15 protein-coding genes are annotated in these 17,051 nt (G+C 66.1%); 6 read left to right on the top strand and 9 right to left on the bottom strand.

Annotation, left to right across the window (positions count from 1 at the left end; translation table 11 throughout):
* Positions 1-183: 183 nt before the first annotated feature.
* The 3 genes from HWX08_RS14900 to HWX08_RS14890 all read right to left on the bottom strand — a co-directional run bounded on the left by HWX08_RS14900 (position 184) and on the right by HWX08_RS14890 (position 2,569).
* Positions 184-927 carry an amino acid-binding protein gene (locus HWX08_RS14900; RefSeq protein ID WP_174920591.1) on the bottom strand — a complete coding sequence of 248 codons (744 nt, stop codon included), beginning with the start codon at positions 925-927 and terminating at the stop codon, positions 184-186.
* Positions 928-1,130: 203 nt separating this feature from the next.
* Positions 1,131-2,111 carry a 4-hydroxy-3-methylbut-2-enyl diphosphate reductase gene (gene ispH, locus HWX08_RS14895; RefSeq protein WP_011352949.1) on the bottom strand — a complete coding sequence of 327 codons (981 nt, stop codon included), beginning with the start codon at positions 2,109-2,111 and terminating at the stop codon, positions 1,131-1,133.
* A 2-nt stretch (positions 2,112-2,113) separates the two neighbouring features.
* Positions 2,114-2,569, bottom strand: a complete 456-nt coding sequence (locus HWX08_RS14890; RefSeq protein WP_069257377.1) for an FKBP-type peptidyl-prolyl cis-trans isomerase — start codon at positions 2,567-2,569, stop codon at positions 2,114-2,116.
* A 135-nt stretch (positions 2,570-2,704) separates the two neighbouring features.
* Here HWX08_RS14890 and radC point away from each other — a divergent pair, with 135 nt between their 5' ends.
* From radC to nadB, 4 genes are all read left to right on the top strand, one after another.
* Positions 2,705-3,484: a RadC family protein gene (gene radC / locus HWX08_RS14885; protein ID WP_174920592.1), complete on the top strand. Its 780-nt coding sequence runs from the start codon at positions 2,705-2,707 to the stop codon at positions 3,482-3,484.
* A gap of 237 nt (positions 3,485-3,721) precedes the next feature.
* Complete coding sequence (gene rpmB / locus HWX08_RS14880; protein WP_004186391.1) at positions 3,722-3,955, top strand: 50S ribosomal protein L28; 234 nt, start codon at positions 3,722-3,724, stop codon at positions 3,953-3,955.
* 17 nt (positions 3,956-3,972) lie between these two features.
* The gene (gene rpmG / locus HWX08_RS14875) at positions 3,973-4,140 is read left to right on the top strand and encodes a 50S ribosomal protein L33 (protein ID WP_006478046.1); all 168 of its coding nucleotides are present in this window, start codon (positions 3,973-3,975) and stop codon (positions 4,138-4,140) included.
* Positions 4,141-4,299: 159 nt separating this feature from the next.
* On the top strand, positions 4,300-5,886 hold the full coding sequence (gene nadB / locus HWX08_RS14870; protein WP_069257379.1) for an L-aspartate oxidase: 1,587 nt from the start codon (positions 4,300-4,302) through the stop codon (positions 5,884-5,886).
* A gap of 91 nt (positions 5,887-5,977) precedes the next feature.
* Here nadB and nadC read toward each other — a convergent pair whose 3' ends face one another.
* The 6 genes from nadC to purN form a co-directional block, all read right to left on the bottom strand.
* Positions 5,978-6,859 (bottom strand): carboxylating nicotinate-nucleotide diphosphorylase, encoded by an 882-nt coding sequence (gene nadC / locus HWX08_RS14865; RefSeq protein WP_069257380.1) that lies wholly within the window; start codon positions 6,857-6,859, stop codon positions 5,978-5,980.
* Positions 6,856-7,992 (bottom strand): quinolinate synthase NadA, encoded by a 1,137-nt coding sequence (gene nadA / locus HWX08_RS14860; RefSeq protein WP_069258053.1) that lies wholly within the window; start codon positions 7,990-7,992, stop codon positions 6,856-6,858. Before nadA ends, nadC begins: the two co-directional genes overlap by 4 nt.
* 258 nt (positions 7,993-8,250) lie before the next feature.
* On the bottom strand, positions 8,251-9,444 hold the full coding sequence (locus tag HWX08_RS14855; protein WP_069257381.1) for a DesA family fatty acid desaturase: 1,194 nt from the start codon (positions 9,442-9,444) through the stop codon (positions 8,251-8,253).
* Positions 9,445-9,665: 221 nt separating this feature from the next.
* On the bottom strand, positions 9,666-11,051 hold the full coding sequence (locus tag HWX08_RS14850; RefSeq protein ID WP_174920593.1) for a mechanosensitive ion channel family protein: 1,386 nt from the start codon (positions 11,049-11,051) through the stop codon (positions 9,666-9,668).
* Positions 11,052-11,069: 18 nt separating this feature from the next.
* A complete protein-coding gene (locus HWX08_RS14845) occupies positions 11,070-12,335 on the bottom strand; it encodes an RsmB/NOP family class I SAM-dependent RNA methyltransferase (RefSeq protein ID WP_107313217.1) in 1,266 nt (421 codons plus the stop codon).
* Positions 12,332-12,994, bottom strand: a complete 663-nt coding sequence (gene purN, locus HWX08_RS14840; protein ID WP_174920594.1) for a phosphoribosylglycinamide formyltransferase — start codon at positions 12,992-12,994, stop codon at positions 12,332-12,334. Before purN ends, HWX08_RS14845 begins: the two co-directional genes overlap by 4 nt.
* Before the next feature lie 122 nt (positions 12,995-13,116).
* Between purN and HWX08_RS14835 the strand changes: the two genes are divergently transcribed.
* Both HWX08_RS14835 and ileS read left to right on the top strand, forming a co-directional pair.
* Positions 13,117-14,109, top strand: coding sequence for a bifunctional riboflavin kinase/FAD synthetase (locus HWX08_RS14835; RefSeq protein WP_174920595.1), 993 nt, complete (start codon positions 13,117-13,119; stop codon positions 14,107-14,109).
* 103 nt (positions 14,110-14,212) lie between these two features.
* Positions 14,213-17,050 carry an isoleucine--tRNA ligase gene (gene ileS / locus HWX08_RS14830; RefSeq protein ID WP_174920596.1) on the top strand — a complete coding sequence of 946 codons (2,838 nt, stop codon included), beginning with the start codon at positions 14,213-14,215 and terminating at the stop codon, positions 17,048-17,050.
* Position 17,051 lies beyond the last annotated feature (1 nt).

Raw genomic sequence — 17,051 nt, 5'->3', positions numbered from 1 at the left:
GGACGTTGCGCCCCGCGGGTAAGCGAGGAATCGCGCCTTCTCGGCGACACTGCGGGTACTAGTCGATACCGGTAAGGGTGGATCGTCCCGGCGCGCGCCGCCCGGCCTGTACGGCCGGACCTGCCGCCGGAGCGGATACAAAAACGGCACCGCACTGTTCCGGTGCCGTCATGAGTCCCGTCGCTAAATCGTCACGACATCGAGGACGGTGTTCGTGGCCTCCTTGAAGTCGTGAAGCAGCATGCCGAGACGGCCATCGTCCGGTTGCCCGGCATCCGTGCCTTGTCCCGTCCGGTGCGAGGCAAGCCCCGCACCCGAACGGATCGGATTCCGTGCCGCGCTGCGTGGCGACGCACGGCGAACGCAACGCCCGACATTCGTCAGGACTGCGTCGGAATCCATCGTACGAACCAGGCTGCGCGCCGCGGCACGATTGCCCGCGGCGACGCGCTGTTTCGTCGAATCGAAATGAAAGAGGGGCGACGACATCGGCACGCTGCGCGCATCGCCGGGCGCCATGGCCGGCATGCGTCGATCGGCACGCCCGCTCGCCGTCACGCCGCGACCGGCGGCTTGCGGTATTGCAACCTGCGTACTCGCTGCCTGATCGTTCGCCAGGCCCAGCGCGTGGATTTCCTCGATCGCCAAACGTGCCCCGTTTTCCTTGTCCTTGCCCCATTGCGCGATGCGGCCCGCGAACGATGCCGCACGTCCGGTTCCGGCGACGCGCACGCCGCTGGCCGACGGTGCCGCGAACACCGCAGCCTCCCTGGCCGCCCGGTCGTCGCTGTTTTTGCTGCAGCCGGCAAGCATTGCAACCGGTGCGGCGACGGACACGGCGTAAGCCAACTTCACATGCATCGAATGGTCTCCCGCGCCTTGCCAAAACCCGATTTCAAAGCCATTCCGGCCTGAAAACGGGCGCATTGTAACTCCATTTATAGAACGCCAATAAACCTGATTCGATGGGGTTTTCCTGCATTGCAACCAATTTTGAGAAACGCTTCCGAACAGCCAGAGCAACCGGGTTGCACCTTGAGTACGAATAATGGTTGCGATTGCAATTCCGACAGACAAAAAAAAGCGCGCCGGGAGGCGCGCTTCGGTGTTCCGTGGGTGCGATGCGTCAATCAGGCGGCGGGCGGCAGGTTCAACCCGCGCGGCAGCGGAAACGACACGTTTTCCTCGATGCCGTCGAGCGCACGGACGTTGCGCACGCCCAGCTCGCGCAGCCGCGCGATCACGGCCTGGGCGAGCACTTCGGGCGCCGACGCGCCGGCCGTCACGCCGATGCGGCGCTTGCCCGCGACCCATGCCGGATCGATCTGGTCGGGCGCATCGACCATGTACGCGTCCACGCCGCGCTTCTCGGCCACTTCGCGCAGGCGGCTCGAATTCGAGCTGTTCGGGCTGCCGACGACGATCACGACATCGCACTGCGGCGCCATGAACTTCACCGCATCCTGGCGGTTCTGCGTCGCGTAGCAGATGTCCTGCTTCTTCGGCTCGCGGATCTTCGGATACTTGGCCTTCAGCGCCCCGATGATCTCGGCGGCGTCGTCGACGGACAGCGTCGTCTGCGTGACGAGCGCGATGCGCTCGGGATCGGCGAGCTCGAGCTTCTGCACGTCCTCGACGCTCTCGACGAGATGCATGCCGCGCTCGACCTGCCCCATCGTGCCTTCGACTTCCGGATGGCCCTTGTGCCCGATCATGACGATGTCGACGCCGTCCTGACGCATCTTCGCCACCTCGACGTGCACCTTCGTGACGAGCGGGCAGGTTGCGTCGTAAATGCGCAACCCGCGCACGTCGGCCTCGTCGCGCACGGCCTTCGACACGCCGTGCGCGCTGAAGATCACGGTATTGCCGGCCGGCACTTCCTCGAGTTCCTCGACGAAGATCGCGCCTTTCTTCTTCAGATCCTCGACCACGTACTTGTTGTGGACGATCTCGTGACGAACGTAGATCGGCGCGCCGTGCATCGCGATCGCGCGCTCGACGATCTCGATCGCGCGATCGACGCCTGCGCAGAAACCGCGCGGCTGGGCCAGCAGGATTTCGGCATCGGCTGCGACGGTCTGGCCGGACAGTGTATCGGTGGTGCTCATGATTACAGGATTCCGATGATTTTCACTTCGAACGTGAGCGCTTGGCCCGCGAGCGGATGATTGAAGTCGAACAGCGCCGAGGTTTCGCCGACTTCCTTCAGCACCCCGGCATATCGGCCGCCGTCCGGCGCGTTGAACTCGATCAGCTCGCCCGGCGTGAAATCGTCGCCGACCATCCCGTTCTCGCGCAGCGTCGACAGCGTCACGCGCTGGAGCATGTCGGGATTGCGGGGACCGAACCCCTGCTCGGGCGATAGCCGAAAAGTCGAGTGGTCACCGACCCTGAGCCCGAGCAGAATCTGTTCCAGCGACGGCGCCAGCTGCCCCGCGCCGAGCAGCAGCGTGGCCGGCTTGTCGGCGAAGGTGTTGACGATGTCGGCGCCGTCGGCCAGTGCCAGCCGGTAATGCAACGTGACGTGGGAACCGGGCTTCACTTCGGATAGATCGATGAGGCTCATGAATTACTCGTTCGGTCGGCGCCCGATACGGCCGATAGGCCCGGCGCAAAGCCAATATTGTAAGTCACCTGAGCGCGCAAGGCGGAAAGTGCGACGACGTCGCGCACACTGCCCGCCGCCAATGGAGTTTCGAGCATGCTGTCATCCTGCCTTGCTGTCCCCCTGCCGCCCGTCGAATGTCGCGACGCCGCCGATCCGCCCGCCGCGCCGTCCGGCCGCGTCATCCCGATCCGCCGAAGCAAGCGCCGTCCGGGCAACTGGCGGCCCGAGCGGCCGCGCGAACGATTGCTGGAGCGCGGGCCGGACGCCCTGACCGACGACGAACTGATCGCGCTGCTGCTCGGCACCGGCAAGCCCGGGCACGACGTATTCGTCACCGCCCGCGCGCTGGTCGCGCAGTTCAAGACGCTGCGCGGGCTGCTGGAGGCAACCGCCGACGATTTCGAGGCGCACCCCGGCATCGGGCCGGCGCGCTCCGCCCGACTGGTTGCGGTCATCGAGATCGCGCGGCGCGTGCTGAAGGAGAAAGCGCGCGAGAAGAAGCAGATCGATTCGCCCGGCGCGGTCGAGGACTATCTGCGGCTGAAGATCGGCGCGCGCCCGCACGAAGTCTTCGCCGCCGTCTACCTCGATGCGCGCCACTGCGTGATCGACATGGAAGAAATCACGCGCGGCTCGCTCACGCGCATGGCGGTCTACCCGCGCGAAATCGTGCGCCGCGCGATGGTGCACAACGCCGCGGCGCTGATCGTCGCCCACAACCATCCGTCGGGCGCGGTGCAGCCGAGCGCGGAAGACCGGCGCCTGACCCGCGTGCTGCACGACGCGCTCGCGCTCGTCGACGTGCGGCTGCTCGATCACGTCGTCATCGGCACCTGCGATACTTTTTCGTTCGCACGGGCCGGTTGGCTGTAGACTGTGCGGTTGCGGCCCGTCCGACGGCGCCGCAACGGCGAAGCGAAATTAGGTTTGATTTTTCTGAACTTTTTCTGCTAGAATCGCCGTCTGTCTTTTTTCCAACCAGTTCTAGCCATCGAAGGGCCTTGTCTGTATGGGCTTCGGCGTTCTGAGTGCAGCCATGGATCACGTGGCGGTGCGATGGAACCTTCATCGGCGATCGAACCCCGAATTTAGCGTATTAGGAGTGCTCTCATGGCACGCGTATGCCAAGTAACTGGGAAAGCGCCGATGAGCGGCAACAACGTTTCCCACGCCAACAACAAGACGAAGCGCCGCTTCCTGCCGAACCTGCAAAACCGCCGGTTCTGGGTAGAGAGCGAAAACCGCTGGGTGCGCCTGCGCGTCTCGAACGCCGGCCTGCGCCTGATCGACAAGAACGGCATCGATTCCGTGCTCGCTGACCTGCGCGCACGCGGCGAAGCCTAAGCCCAAGGAGCACAATCATGGCAAAAGGCGCACGCGACAAGATCAAGCTCGAGTCGACCGCTGGTACGGGTCACTTCTACACGACCACGAAGAACAAGCGCAACATGCCGGAAAAGATGGCGATCAAGAAGTTCGATCCCGTCGTCCGCAAGCATGTGGAATACAAAGAAACCAAGATCAAGTAATCTCCGGTTTCTGCCAGCCTGACGGCGACCGAAAAGCCCCGCACATGCGGGGCTTTTTGTTTTGCGCGCACGCTCCGGCGCGACGCGGTATGCTCTCCCCTTTCCGCGGCCACGGCCGCCGGAATGCACAAGACAAAAGCGTAACGATGGAGATGCAGCATGAAATTCGACGTGGCGATCGTCGGCAGCGGCCTGGCAGGGCTGTCGGTCGCACTCAATCTGGCCAGCACGCGACGCGTCGCGCTGATCGCGAAACGGTCGATGATGGAGGGGGCGAGCGATAACGCGCAGGGCGGCATCGCGGCCGTTCTCGATTCGGCCGACAGCATCGAGAACCACGTCGACGACACGCTGGTCGCCGGTGGCGGCCTGTGCGACGAAGGCGCGACGCGCTACATCGTCGAGCACGGCCGCGAAGCGATCGAATGGCTGATCTCGCAGGGCGTACCGTTCACGAAGGACGATGCCGCCGAACTCGGCTTCCACCTCACGCGCGAAGGCGGCCACAGTCACCGCCGGATCATCCATGCGGCCGACGCGACCGGCCATGCGGTGCTCGCGACGCTGTCGGCGCGTGCGCGCCAGCATCCGAACATCACGTTCTTCGAGAACCACCACGCGATCGACCTGATCACGTCGGACCGGCTCGGCCTGCCCGGCCGCCGCTGTCACGGCCTGTACGCGCTCGACGTCGACAACGACCGCACGATCACGATCGAAGCGCCGCATACGGTGCTCGCCACCGGCGGCGCGGGCAAGGTCTACCTGTACACGACGAATCCCGATACCGCGACCGGCGACGGCATCGCGATGGCGTGGCGCGCGGGGTGCCGCGTGTCGAACATGGAATTCATCCAGTTCCACCCGACCTGCCTGTTCCATCCGTACGCGAAATCGTTCCTGATCTCGGAAGCCGTCCGCGGCGAAGGCGGCCTGCTGAAGCTGCCCGACGGCACGCGCTTCATGCCCGCGCACGATCCGCGCGCCGAGCTTGCGCCGCGCGACATCGTCGCGCGCGCGATCGACTTCGAGATCAAGAAGCGCGGGATCGACTGCGTGTATCTCGACATCAGCCACCAGCCGGAAGCGTTCCTGCGCGAACACTTCCCGATGATCCACGCACGTTGCCTCGAATTCGGCATCGACATCGCGAAAGAGCCGATTCCCGTCGTACCGGCCGCGCACTACACGTGCGGCGGCGTCGTCACCGACCTCGCCGGGCGCACCGATCTCGCGGGCCTGTATGCGGTCGGCGAAACGTCGTACACCGGGCTCCACGGCGCGAACCGGCTCGCGAGCAACTCGCTGCTCGAATGTCTGGTGATCGGCCGCGCGGCGGCCGAGGCGATCGAGGCTGCCGGTTTCGATGCCGAAACGCCCGCCGCGCTGCCCGCGTGGGACGAAAGCCGCGTGTCGGATGCCGACGAGGAAGTCGTCGTCGCCCACAACTGGGACGAGCTGCGCCGCCTGATGTGGAACTACGTCGGCATCGTGCGCACCGACAAGCGTCTCGAACGTGCGAAGCACCGTCTGTCCCTGCTGCGCGACGAGATCCACGAGTATTACGCGAACTTCCGCGTGACGCGCGACCTGCTGGAGCTGCGCAACCTCGTCGACGTGGCGACGCTGATCGTGAAGAGCGCACACTCGCGCCGCGAAAGCCGCGGGCTGCACTACAGCCGCGACTGGCCGAACTCGCTGCCGAAGGCCCTGCCGAGCGTGCTCACGCCACGTACGCGTCGCTGAGCCGCACGCCCTTCCCGGCTGCGGCCGCACAGGAAAAAAGCCGTTGGCGTTTGCACGCCAACGGCTTTTTCGTCTGATCGACGGGGCGCGGTCAGTCGACGATTCGCATCGAGTAATCCGTCGCGCGCACGTCCTTCGTCAGCGCGCCGATCGAGATGCGATCGACCCCCGTTTCCGCGAACGCACGCACCGTATCGAAATTGACGCCGCCCGACACTTCGAGCACCGCCCGGCCGTCTGCCACGCGCACCGCTTCACGCATCATGTCGAGCGTGAAATTGTCGAGCAGCACCGACTGCGCGCGATGCGCGAGTGCGGTTTCGAGTTGCGCGAGCGTCTCGACTTCGATCTGCACCGGCACGCCGGACGCCAGCGCGAACGCCGCGTCGAGCGCCTCGCCGACACCGCCGGCCGCTGCGATATGGTTTTCCTTGATCAGGATGCCGTCATACAGCGCGAGACGCTGGTTCTCGCCGCCGCCGACGCGCACTGCGTACTTCTGCGCGAGCCGCAGACCCGGCAGCGTCTTGCGCGTATCGAGGATCTTCGCGCGCGTGCCTTCGACGCGATCGACGTAACGGCGCGTCGCGGTCGCGACACCCGACAGCAACTGCAGGAAATTCAGCCCGTTGCGCTCGGCGGTCAGCAGCGCGCGCGCCGGCCCTTCGAGTTCGCAGACGGTCGAATCGGACGTCATCCGGTCGCCTTCGCGGTAGCGCCATTGCACGACGATCGCCGGATCGATCCGGGCGATCACGGCCTCGAACCACGGCACGCCGCACAGCACGGCCTCCTCGCGCACGATGATGCGTGCGCGACGGCGTTCTCCGGCCGGGACGAGCCGCCCGGTCTGATCGCCGGTGCCGACATCTTCCGCGATCGCATCGGCCACGTTGCGCGCGATGGCGTCGTCGAATGCCGCGCCGTATTGCTTGCGAACGACGTCGAACAGCGGGGAGACGGCGTTGCTCATGCAGCCCCCACGTTCGCAAACAGTTGCTGGTCGCGCTGCAGATCGCCGCTCGCCTGCACGCGCTTCTTGTGCGCGGCCGCGAAGTCGAGCATGCGGTCGATCGGCAGGCGCGCGCGCTCGCCGATCGCGGGATCGACGAAGATCTCGTTGTGACCGCGCTCGAGCACGTCGGCGAGGTTCGCGAGGCCGTTCATGGCCATCCACGGGCAGTGTGCGCAGCTCTTGCAGGTGGCGCTGTTGCCGGCCGTCGGCGCGGCGATGAAGGTCTTGCCGGGTGCCGCGAGCTGCATCTTGTGCAGGATGCCGAGATCGGTCGCGACGATGAAGCGCTTCGCGTCGAACTTGACGGCCGCATCGATCAGTTGCGTGGTCGAGCCGACCACATCGGCCTGCGCGACGACGTTTTCCGGCGATTCGGGGTGGACGAGCACCTTCGCGTCCGGGTACTCGGCGCGCAGCAGATCGAGTTCGATGCCCTTGAACTCGTCGTGCACGAGGCACGAGCCTTGCCAGAGCAGCATGTCCGCTCCGGTTTTCTTCTGGATGTAGCTGCCGAGATGGCGATCCGGTGCCCAGATGATCTTCTCGCCGCGCGCGTGCAGGTCGGCCACGATTTCGAGGCCGATCGACGACGTGACCATCCAGTCCGCGCGCGCCTTCACGGCGGCGCTGGTATTCGCGTAGACGACGACGGTGCGGTCGGGATGCGCATCGCAGAACGCCGAGAATTCGTCGACCGGGCAGCCGAGGTCGAGCGAGCAGGTCGCGTCGAGGTCGGGCATCAGGATCCGCTTGTTCGGGCTCAGGATCTTCGCGGTTTCGCCCATGAACCGCACGCCGGCGACGACGAGCGTCTGCGCGTCGTGATCGCGGCCGAAGCGGGCCATTTCGAGCGAATCTGCAACACAGCCGCCAGTTTCGTCGGCCAGTTCCTGCAATTCGGCGTCGACGTAGTAGTGTGCGACCAGTACGGCCCTTTCACGCACGAGCAATGCCTTGATGCGCGCCTTCAGCGCGGCACGCTCTTCGGCGGACGGTGCGTCGGGCACCTTGGCCCATGCCTGCCCCACGCCGCATACGGTCCCTGCTGCGACGGGCCGGTCATACTCGACGGGTTTGATCGTCGATTGCATCTCCATATCTCCTGTCGGCCTGAGTTAGTGCTTTAGCACTTACTCAGGCCCCATGCTTCGCGGTCGACCCGAGTTAGCGCTTCAGCGCTTACTCCGGTCCCATCCCCTGAACACACACCGGAACAACACTGCCGCATTGCCCCAATGCGTCATACGAATCCGGCCCTGCCGATTACCCTTCAAAAAACCGGCGGACCCAATAAAAAAACCCCGCCAACGCGGGGTTTTTGACGTCCTTAGATTCTAATCGATTTCGAATCAGGCGTAGCGGCGCAGGCGCGTCGCGAATTCCTGCAGCGCCTTGATGCCGCTTTGTTCTGCGCGATGGCACCAATCCTGCAATTGCGCGAGAAGCTGTTCGCGCGAGGCGGTCGAACGATCCCAGATCGCGGCGAGATCCTGGCGCAGCTGGAAATACGTATGCAGCTTCTGGCTGTTCGCGAAGATTTCCGGCAGCAGCTTCTTCTGCGGCTCGTCGAGGCCGTCGGCATCCTTGTGGAACCACTTGCGCGCGCCGCGCATCAGCTGGTACTTCTCGCCGCCGATTTCCTTCAGGTGAGCGAGCTCCTGACGGTACGCACGCTTCACGGCCTTGCCGTAGCTCGCCATCACTTCATAGCGGTTCGACAGCACGGCCTGCAGCGTTTCCTGGTCGAGCACCGTCTTCGGCTTGTTCAGGCGAGGCGTGGGCGCGACCTTCTTCACCTTCGCGAGACCGAACGCCGACATGATGCGGATGTACATCCAGCCGATGTCGAACTCGTACCACTTGTTGGACAGCTTCGCCGACGTCGCGAACGTGTGGTGGTTGTTGTGCAGCTCTTCGCCGCCGATCACGATGCCCCACGGGAACAGGTTCGTGCTCGCGTCGGCCGAGTTGAAGTTGCGATAACCCCAGAAGTGACCGAAGCCGTTGACGACGCCGGCCGCCCAGAACGGAATCCAGACCATCTGCACGGCCCACACGGTGAGACCGAGCACGCCGAACAGCGCGACGTCGATCACCATCATCAGGCTCACGCCGAGGATCGGGTACTTCGAATAGACGTTGCGTTCGAGCCAGTCGTTCGGCGTGCCGTGACTGAACTTGCGCATCGTCTCTTCGTTCTTCGCTTCCGCGCGATACAGCTCGGCGCCTTCGAGGAACACCTTCCAGATGCCGCGCGTCTGCGGGCTGTGCGGATCTTCCTCGGTCTCGCACTTCGCGTGGTGCTTGCGGTGAATCGCGGCCCACTGGCCGGTCAGCATGCCGGTCGTCATCCACAGCCAGAGGCGGAAGAAGTGGCTCGCGATCGGATGCAGTTCGAGCGCGCGGTGCGCCTGGCAGCGATGCAGATAGACCGTCACGCCGATGATCGTGACGTGCGTGACGGCCAGCGCGAACAGCGCGACCTGCCACCACGAAAAATGCAGGAGCCCGTGGGAAAGAAAATCGAGCAGGGAATTCAACAAGGCAGTTACCTGTGATGAGAGCGACGCCGGCCCGCGCCAAGCGTCATAAAAATGAAAGCATACCGCGTGTAGACCGGAATTTTACTTCAACCGTTCCAAGTCTTTGTAAAAAATGAACATTTTCTTGCCCTGACGCAACCGGAACAGTCCACGGGCGGACTCGAAAAGGCCCGCGATCCGGTTCCGGTCGCGGGGTCGAACCATTTGACGGTCGATACGCATTACGCAGCGGGCGCACGTCCGTCCAGCGCACCGTTGCCGGCCGGCGCCGGGTCGCGCGGTTCCGCCGCGTTCGCGGCTGGAAAACCGTCCGGCAACCCGACCACGCGCACTTCGCGCTGCGGAAACGGAATCGAGATCCGGTGCTCGCTGAACAGCCGCCAGATGTTGCGGTTCACGCTCGAACGCACGCCCGACGTGCCTTTCGCCGCATCCTCGATCCAGAAGCCGAGCTCCAGGTCGATCCCGTCCGCGCCGAAACTCGCCAGATACGCGGTGGGCGCAGGCTCGGCCAGCACGCGCGGCACATCCTTCGCGGCATCGGCGAGCAGCGCGAGCGCATGTTCGACGTCGCTCGTGTACGCCACCTGTACCGCGACCTTCGCATAGCCGCGCGTCAGGTACGACGACTGGTTCTGCACGACGTCGGTGATCAGCTTCTCGTTCGGGATCAGCGTCTCGTTGCCGTCGAGGCCGCGCACAACCGTGTAGCGCGTGCGAATCTGCGTGACGACGCCCTGCAGTCCGCCGACGCTGATCGCGTCGCCGAGCCGCAGCGAACGGTCGAGCAGGATGATGAAGCCCGACACGTAGTTGCTCGCGATCTTCTGCAACCCGAACCCGAGGCCGACACCCACCGCGCCGCCGAACACGCCGAGCACCGTCACGTCGATACCGACGAGCGACAGCCCGATCAGGATCGCCGCGAACACGAGCAGCGCGCGGCCGACCCGCGACAGTACGACCTTCAGGTTCGCGTCGAGCGTGCTCGCGCGCGTGAGGCGATCTTCAAGTACCGAGCCGAGCCACATCGCGACCATCAGCGTCACGCACACCCACAACGCGCCGGAAATCACCGACAGCAGCGTGAGGTGCGCATTGGCGACACGGAACTGCACGCTGTCGAGCCAGCCGAGCACGTCGCGCTGGATGCCGAGCACGGTCAGCACCATCGCGGCCCACACGACGGTCGACACGATCTTCTCGACGATCGACAGCCACGCATGCGTGTGGCCGTCGCGCGCGAACACGCGCCGCGCGAAGAAGAACAGCACGTAGATCAGCCCGATGCCGAACAGCGGCACGAGCGCGAGCGACAGCAGCGACGTCGACATGAACGGGTCGAACGCGAGCTGCGCGACGCCCACGAACACGCCGCCGAACAACGGGAACAATGCGCGCTTCAGGCTTTGCGCACCCGCGCCTGGCGCGCGCCCGGCCGCCCGGCGGCGGGCATCGATCCGGCCGTGCACGAAGCGCGCGGCCACCCATGCGAAGCCCAGCGCGCCGACCAGAATCGCCGCCTGCCAGATCATCACCGGCTGGTGGAAGTCGCGGATGACCAAGGCCAGCCGGTGCGACAGCAGGCGACTCTGCAGATTCTCCATCGTCCGTGCGGCCCGTCGTTACTGCGCGGCGCGCCGTTCGAGCACCGCGGCGAAGAAGCCGTCGGTCGCGTGCCGGTGCGGCCACAGCGACAGGTAGTCGCCAGTTTCGAGCGCGATGCGCTGGTCGTCCAGCACCTTCTGCGCCGGCACCAGCACGAACTCCGGATGGTCGGCCAGGAACTGCTCGACGATGCGTTCGTTCTCCGCGTCGAGCACGCTGCAGGTCGCGTAGACGAGCCGGCCGCCCTTCTTCACCAGGCGTGCGGCGCTCGCGAGGATCGACGCCTGCTTCGGCGTCAGCTCGTCGATCGCCGTGCGCGTCTGGCGCCACTTCAGGTCCGGGTTGCGGCGCAGCGTGCCGAGGCCGCTGCACGGCGCGTCGACCAGCACGCGGTCGATCTTGCCGGCGAGCCGCTTGATCTTCGCGTCGTGCTCGCTGTCGATCAGCACCGGGTTCACGTTCGACAGCCCGCTGCGCGCGAGCCGCGGCTTCAGCTTCGCGAGGCGCTTTTCCGACACGTCGAACGCATAGAGGCGCCCGGTCGAGCGCATCATCGCGCCCAGCGCGAGCGTCTTGCCGCCCGCCCCCGCGCAGAAATCGACGACCATCTCGCCGCGACGCGGCGCGACCAGCGAGCACAGCAGCTGACTGCCTTCGTCCTGCACCTCGATCGCGCCTTCCTCGAACAGCTTCAGGCGCGTGAGCGCCGGCTTGCCGACCACGCGCACGCCGAACGGCGCGAACGGCGTCGCGCCCGCCTCGATGCCGCTCACGCGCAGCGCTTCGATCACCTGGTCGCGGGTCGCCTTCTGCGCGTTGGCGCGCAGGTCGAGCGGCGCCGGATAGTTCAGCGCGGCGGCGAGCTGCGCGAGCTCGTCGGCATCGAAACGGGCCGACAGCGCCTGGTGAATCCAGTCGGGCAGGTTCGTGCGAATGCGCACGGGCAGGCTCGCCGGATCGATCTTCGACACGTGCTCGAGCCATGCCGACTCGGTGTCGGACAGGAACGGCTTCAGCGCATTGCGGCCGACCGTCTGCATCAGGCCGAGCAGCGTGAGGCGTCGCGCCGGCGTACCCGTGCCGCTCTCGGCCAGGTGCGAAAACTCCATCTTCCGGCGCAGCACCGCGAACACGGCCTCGGCGATCACGCCGCGCTCGGCATGCCCGAGCTTCGGGTGCGCGCGGAAGAAGCGGCTCGTCGTCGCGTCGGCGGGGCCGGCGAACTTCAGCACTTCGGCCAGCAAAGTCTCGGTCTGGCCGATCAGGAATCCGTGCAGCTTCATACGCCCTCACTCGTTTCGGTATGCGGTTGATCCGCGAAAATCCAGCGCGCCTCTTCCGGCGCGACCACAGCACGGCCGTTCTCGAGGCGCAGACGCCCGTCGACGAACCAGCGGACCGCACGCGGATACAGCACATGCTCGACGCTCAGCACGCGCTGCGCGAGCGCCGCCGCGTCGTCGCCCGCGCGCACGGGCACCGCGCCCTGCGCGACGATCGCCCCGCTGTCGAGCTCGGGCGTGACGAAATGCACGCTCGCGCCATGCAGCGCGACGCCCGCATCGAGCGCCTGCTGGTGCGTGTGGATGCCCTTGAAGCTCGGCAGCAGCGACGGGTGAATGTTCAGCAGCCGGCCTTCGTATCGTCTGACGAATGCGGGCGTGAGGATGCGCATGAAGCCGGCGAGCACGACGAGATCGGGCGCGAAGCGGTCGATCTCGTCGGCGAGCGCCGCGTCGAAGCTGTCGCGGCCGTCGAACGACCGGTGGTCGACCACCGCCGTCGCCACCCCGTGCGACGCGGCAAAAGCCAGCCCGGCCGCATCGGGCCGGTTGGCGATCACGGCGGCAATCTCGGCCGGCCAGCGTTCGTGCGCGCACGCGCGGACGATGGCCTCCATGTTGCTGCCGCGACCGGAAATCAGGATCACGAGTTTTTTCATCCGCGAATTTTACCATTCGCCCCCGCGTTTCCCGCCTTCTCGGCCGCCGGCCCGCCCGAACGTTTATAATCTTCTGCTTTGCGGCATCCCACCGCCCATTCCCCGACGCTGCATCCGCTATCGTGAAAGTCTTCCGCGGCCTGCCCAACGCCGAGAGCCGCGCCCCGTGCGCGCTGACGATCGGCAACTTCGACGGTGTCCATCGCGGCCACCAGGCCCTGCTCGCGCGCGTACGCGCGGCAGCGGACGCGCGCGGCCTGCCCGTGTGCGTGATGACGTTCGAGCCGCACCCGCGCGAATTCTTCAACCCGGCCGGCGCGCCGCCGCGCATCGCGATGCTGCGCGACAAGCTCGAGGCGCTGCGCGATCACGGTGTCGACCGCGTGGTCGTCGAGCACTTCAACCACACGTTCGCGAGCCAGTCGCCGCAGGCGTTCGTCGAACGCACGCTGGTGAACGGGCTGCACACGCGCTGGATGATGGTCGGCGACGATTTCTGCTACGGCGCGAAACGCGCGGGCACCTTCGACACGCTGAAGGCGGCCGGCGAGCAATACGGCTTCGAGGTCGAGCAGATGGGCACGGTGGCCGGCAGCGACGGCACGCGCATTTCCAGCTCGGGCGTGCGGGCCGCGCTCGCGGCCGGCGATCTCGATGCGGCCGCGCAGGCGCTCGGCCACGGCTATGCGATCAGCGGCCACGTCGCGCACGGGCTGAAGCTCGGCCGCGACCTCGGCTTCCCGACGCTGAACCTGCCGATCGCGCACAAGCGGCCGGCGCTCGCGGGCATCTTCGTCGTGCAGGTGCACGGCCTCGGCCCTGCCCCGCTGCCGGGCGTCGCGAGCCTCGGGCTGCGCCCGACCGTCGACGATTCGGGCCGCGTGCTGCTCGAAGTCCACCTGCTCGACTGGCACGGCGATGCGTACGGCAAGCTCATCCGCGTCGAATTCCTGCAGAAGCTGCGCGACGAGGCGAAATTCGACGATCTCGAAGCGCTGTCGCGCGCGATCGCGCTGGACGTCGCGAATGCGCGCGCTTACTTCATCGAGCGCGCCCGCGCGCCGGGCAGCCGCGCGACGGGCTTCTCGACGTCGGCCACCGACCGAATTAGCTGATCCGGACAGCGGCGCCCGGCGCCGCACGCTCGCGCCGCTCACCGGCGCGCATCCCCGATTCACGACGCTCGCGCGTCCCCCCGATTTAGATAGCGATCCCATCATGAGCAACAAGAAAGCCGATTCGAAACCGCAGGCCAAGTATCCGGTCAACCTGCTCGACACGCCGTTCCCGATGCGCGGCGACCTGCCCAAGCGCGAGCCGCAGTGGGTCAAGGAATGGGAAGAGCGCGGCATCTACGACAAGATCCGCGCGGCCAGCGCAGGCCGCCCGAAGTTCATCCTGCACGACGGCCCGCCGTATGCGAACGGCGACATCCACCTCGGCCACGCGGTCAACAAGATCCTGAAGGACATCGTCGTCAAGTCGCGCAACATGGCCGGCTTCGACGCGCCGTACGTGCCCGGCTGGGACTGTCACGGGATGCCGATCGAGATCCAGATCGAGAAGCAGTTCGGCAAGTCGCTGCCGGCCGCCGAAGTGATGAGCAAGGCGCGCGCGTACGCGACCGAGCAGATCGAGAAGCAGAAGGTCGGCTTCAAGCGCCTGGGCGTGCTCGGCGACTGGGCGAACCCGTACAAGACGATGAACTTCGTCAACGAGGCGGAAGAGATCCGCGCGCTCGGCAAGATCATCGAGAAGGGCTACGTGTATCGCGGGCTGAAGCCGGTGAACTGGTGCTTCGACTGCGGCTCGGCGCTCGCTGAAGCGGAAGTCGAGTACAAGGACCGCACCGACCCGACGATCGACGTGATGTTCGCGTTCGCCGAACCGGAAAAGACCGCGCACGCATTCGGCCTGCCGGCGCTGCCGCGCGCCGAGGGCGGCATCGTGATCTGGACCACCACGCCGTGGACGATTCCCGCGAACCAGGCGCTGAACCTCCATCCGGAAATCGTCTACGCGCTGGTCGATACCGAGCGCGGGCTGCTGATCATCGCCGAAGAGCGCGTCGAAGCCTGCATGACCGACTTCAAGCTGACCGGCCGCGTCGTCGCAACCGCGCCGGGCGTGAAGCTCGCGAACCTGCGCTTCCACCACCCGCTCGCGTCGGCCCACCCCGGCTACAAGCGCACCGCGCCCGTCTACCTCGGCGACTACGTGACGACCGACACGGGTACCGGCGTCGTGCACTCGTCGCCTGCGTACGGTATCGAAGACTTCATGTCGTGCAAGGCGCACGGGATGACCGATTCGGACTTCATCAACCCGGTGATGGGCGACGGCCGCTATATCGAATCGCTGCCGCTGTTCGGCGGCCTGTCGATCTGGGATGCGAACCCGAAGATCGTCGACGCGCTGAACGCGGCCGGCTCGCTGCTGCGCAGCGAGAAGTACACGCACAGCTACATGCACTGCTGGCGCCACAAGACGCCGATCATCTACCGCGCGACGTCGCAGTGGTTCGCCGGCATGGACGTGACGCCGCGCGACGGCGGCAAGACGCTGCGCGAAACGGCGCTCGAAGGCGTCGACGCGACCGCGTTCTACCCGTCGTGGGGCAAGCAGCGCCTGTTCAGCATGATCGCGAACCGTCCCGACTGGACGCTGTCGCGCCAGCGCCAGTGGGGCGTGCCGATGGCGTTCTTCGTGCACAAGGAAACCGGCGAACTGCATCCGCGCACGCTCGAGCTGCTCGAGGAAGTCGCGAAGCGCGTCGAGCAGTCGGGCATCGAGGCGTGGCAGTCGCTTGACCCGCGCGAGCTGATCGGCGACGACGCGAACCTGTACGAAAAGAACCGCGACACGCTCGACGTGTGGTTCGACTCGGGCACGACGCACTGGCACGTGCTGCGCGGCTCGCACAAGGATCAGCTGCAGTTCCCGGCCGACCTGTACCTCGAAGGCTCGGACCAGCATCGCGGCTGGTTCCACTCGTCGCTGCTCACGGCGTCGATGATCGACGGCCGCGCGCCGTACAAGGGCCTGCTCACGCACGGCTTCACGGTCGACGGCGAAGGCCGCAAGATGAGCAAGTCGCTCGGCAACGGCATCGACCCGCATGAAGTCGCGAACCGGCTCGGCGCGGAAATCATCCGCCTGTGGATCGCGTCGACCGACTACTCGGGCGAGCTCGCGATCTCCGAGGAGATCCTGAAGCGCGTGACCGAAGGCTATCGCCGCATCCGCAACACGCTGCGCTTCCTGCTCGCGAACCTGTCGGACTTCGACTTCGCGCAGCACGCGGTGCCGGTCGACGAATGGCTCGAGATCGACCGCTATGCGGTCGCGTTCTCGCAGCAACTGCAGATGGAGCTGCTCGGTCACTACGAGAAGTACGAATTCCACCCGGTCGTCGCGAAGCTGCAGACGTACTGCTCGGAAGACCTCGGCGGCTTCTACCTCGACGTGCTGAAGGACCGCCTGTACACGAGCGCGGCCGATTCGCGCGCGCGCCGTTCCGCGCAGACCGCGCTGTACCACCTCACGCACGCGCTGCTGCGCGTGCTCGCGCCGTTCCTGTCGTTCACGGCGGAAGAAGCGTGGAAGGTGTTCCAGCCGGCCAGCGACACGATCTTCACGGAAACCTACTACGCGTATCCGGAAGTCGACGGCGCAGCCGCGTTGATCGACAAGTGGGCGCTGCTGCGCGACGTGCGCGGCAACGTGACGAAGGCGCTCGAGGAAGCGCGTACCGCGAACCGCATCGGTTCGTCGCTGCAGGCCGAAGTCGCCGTGCATGCGAGCGGCGCGCGCTACGATGCGCTCACGAGCCTCGGCGACGACCTGAAGTTCGTGCTGATCACGTCAGCGGCGACGGTCGTGAAGGTCGACGACGAAGCGCAGGAAAGCGTCGACGTGGCCGCGTCGACGTACCAGAAGTGCGAGCGCTGCTGGCACTACCGCGCAGATGTCGGCGCGCACGCCGATCATCCGACGCTGTGCGGCCGCTGCTTCTCCAACCTGTTCGAAAACGGCGAAACCCGGAGCGCTGCCTGAC

The sequence above is a fragment of the Burkholderia metallica genome (assembly GCF_902832845.1).
In the GTDB taxonomy this organism is placed as follows: domain Bacteria; phylum Pseudomonadota; class Gammaproteobacteria; order Burkholderiales; family Burkholderiaceae; genus Burkholderia; species Burkholderia metallica.
The sequence above is the reverse complement of the archived record's forward strand: the minus strand, read 5'-3'. Positions and strand labels throughout refer to the sequence as shown.

Bases quoted from the DNA above. Each gene is read 5' to 3' on its own strand.
- ileS (WP_174920596.1), top strand. From the start codon at position 14,213: ATGAGCAACAAGAAAGCCGATTCGAAACCGCAGGCCAAGTATCCGGTC.
- HWX08_RS14900 (WP_174920591.1), bottom strand. From the start codon at position 927: ATGCGCCCGTTTTCAGGCCGGAATGGCTTTGAAATCGGGTTTTGGCAA.
- HWX08_RS14845 (WP_107313217.1), bottom strand. From the start codon at position 12,335: ATGAAGCTGCACGGATTCCTGATCGGCCAGACCGAGACTTTGCTGGCC.
- HWX08_RS14890 (WP_069257377.1), bottom strand. From the start codon at position 2,569: ATGAGCCTCATCGATCTATCCGAAGTGAAGCCCGGTTCCCACGTCACG.
- nadC (WP_069257380.1), bottom strand. From the start codon at position 6,859: ATGAGCAACGCCGTCTCCCCGCTGTTCGACGTCGTTCGCAAGCAATAC.
- radC (WP_174920592.1), top strand. From the start codon at position 2,705: ATGCTGTCATCCTGCCTTGCTGTCCCCCTGCCGCCCGTCGAATGTCGC.
- ispH (WP_011352949.1), bottom strand. From the start codon at position 2,111: ATGAGCACCACCGATACACTGTCCGGCCAGACCGTCGCAGCCGATGCC.
- HWX08_RS14850 (WP_174920593.1), bottom strand. From the start codon at position 11,051: ATGGAGAATCTGCAGAGTCGCCTGCTGTCGCACCGGCTGGCCTTGGTC.
- rpmG (WP_006478046.1), top strand. From the start codon at position 3,973: ATGGCAAAAGGCGCACGCGACAAGATCAAGCTCGAGTCGACCGCTGGT.
- rpmB (WP_004186391.1), top strand. From the start codon at position 3,722: ATGGCACGCGTATGCCAAGTAACTGGGAAAGCGCCGATGAGCGGCAAC.
- nadB (WP_069257379.1), top strand. From the start codon at position 4,300: ATGAAATTCGACGTGGCGATCGTCGGCAGCGGCCTGGCAGGGCTGTCG.
- nadA (WP_069258053.1), bottom strand. From the start codon at position 7,992: ATGCAATCGACGATCAAACCCGTCGAGTATGACCGGCCCGTCGCAGCA.
- purN (WP_174920594.1), bottom strand. From the start codon at position 12,994: ATGAAAAAACTCGTGATCCTGATTTCCGGTCGCGGCAGCAACATGGAG.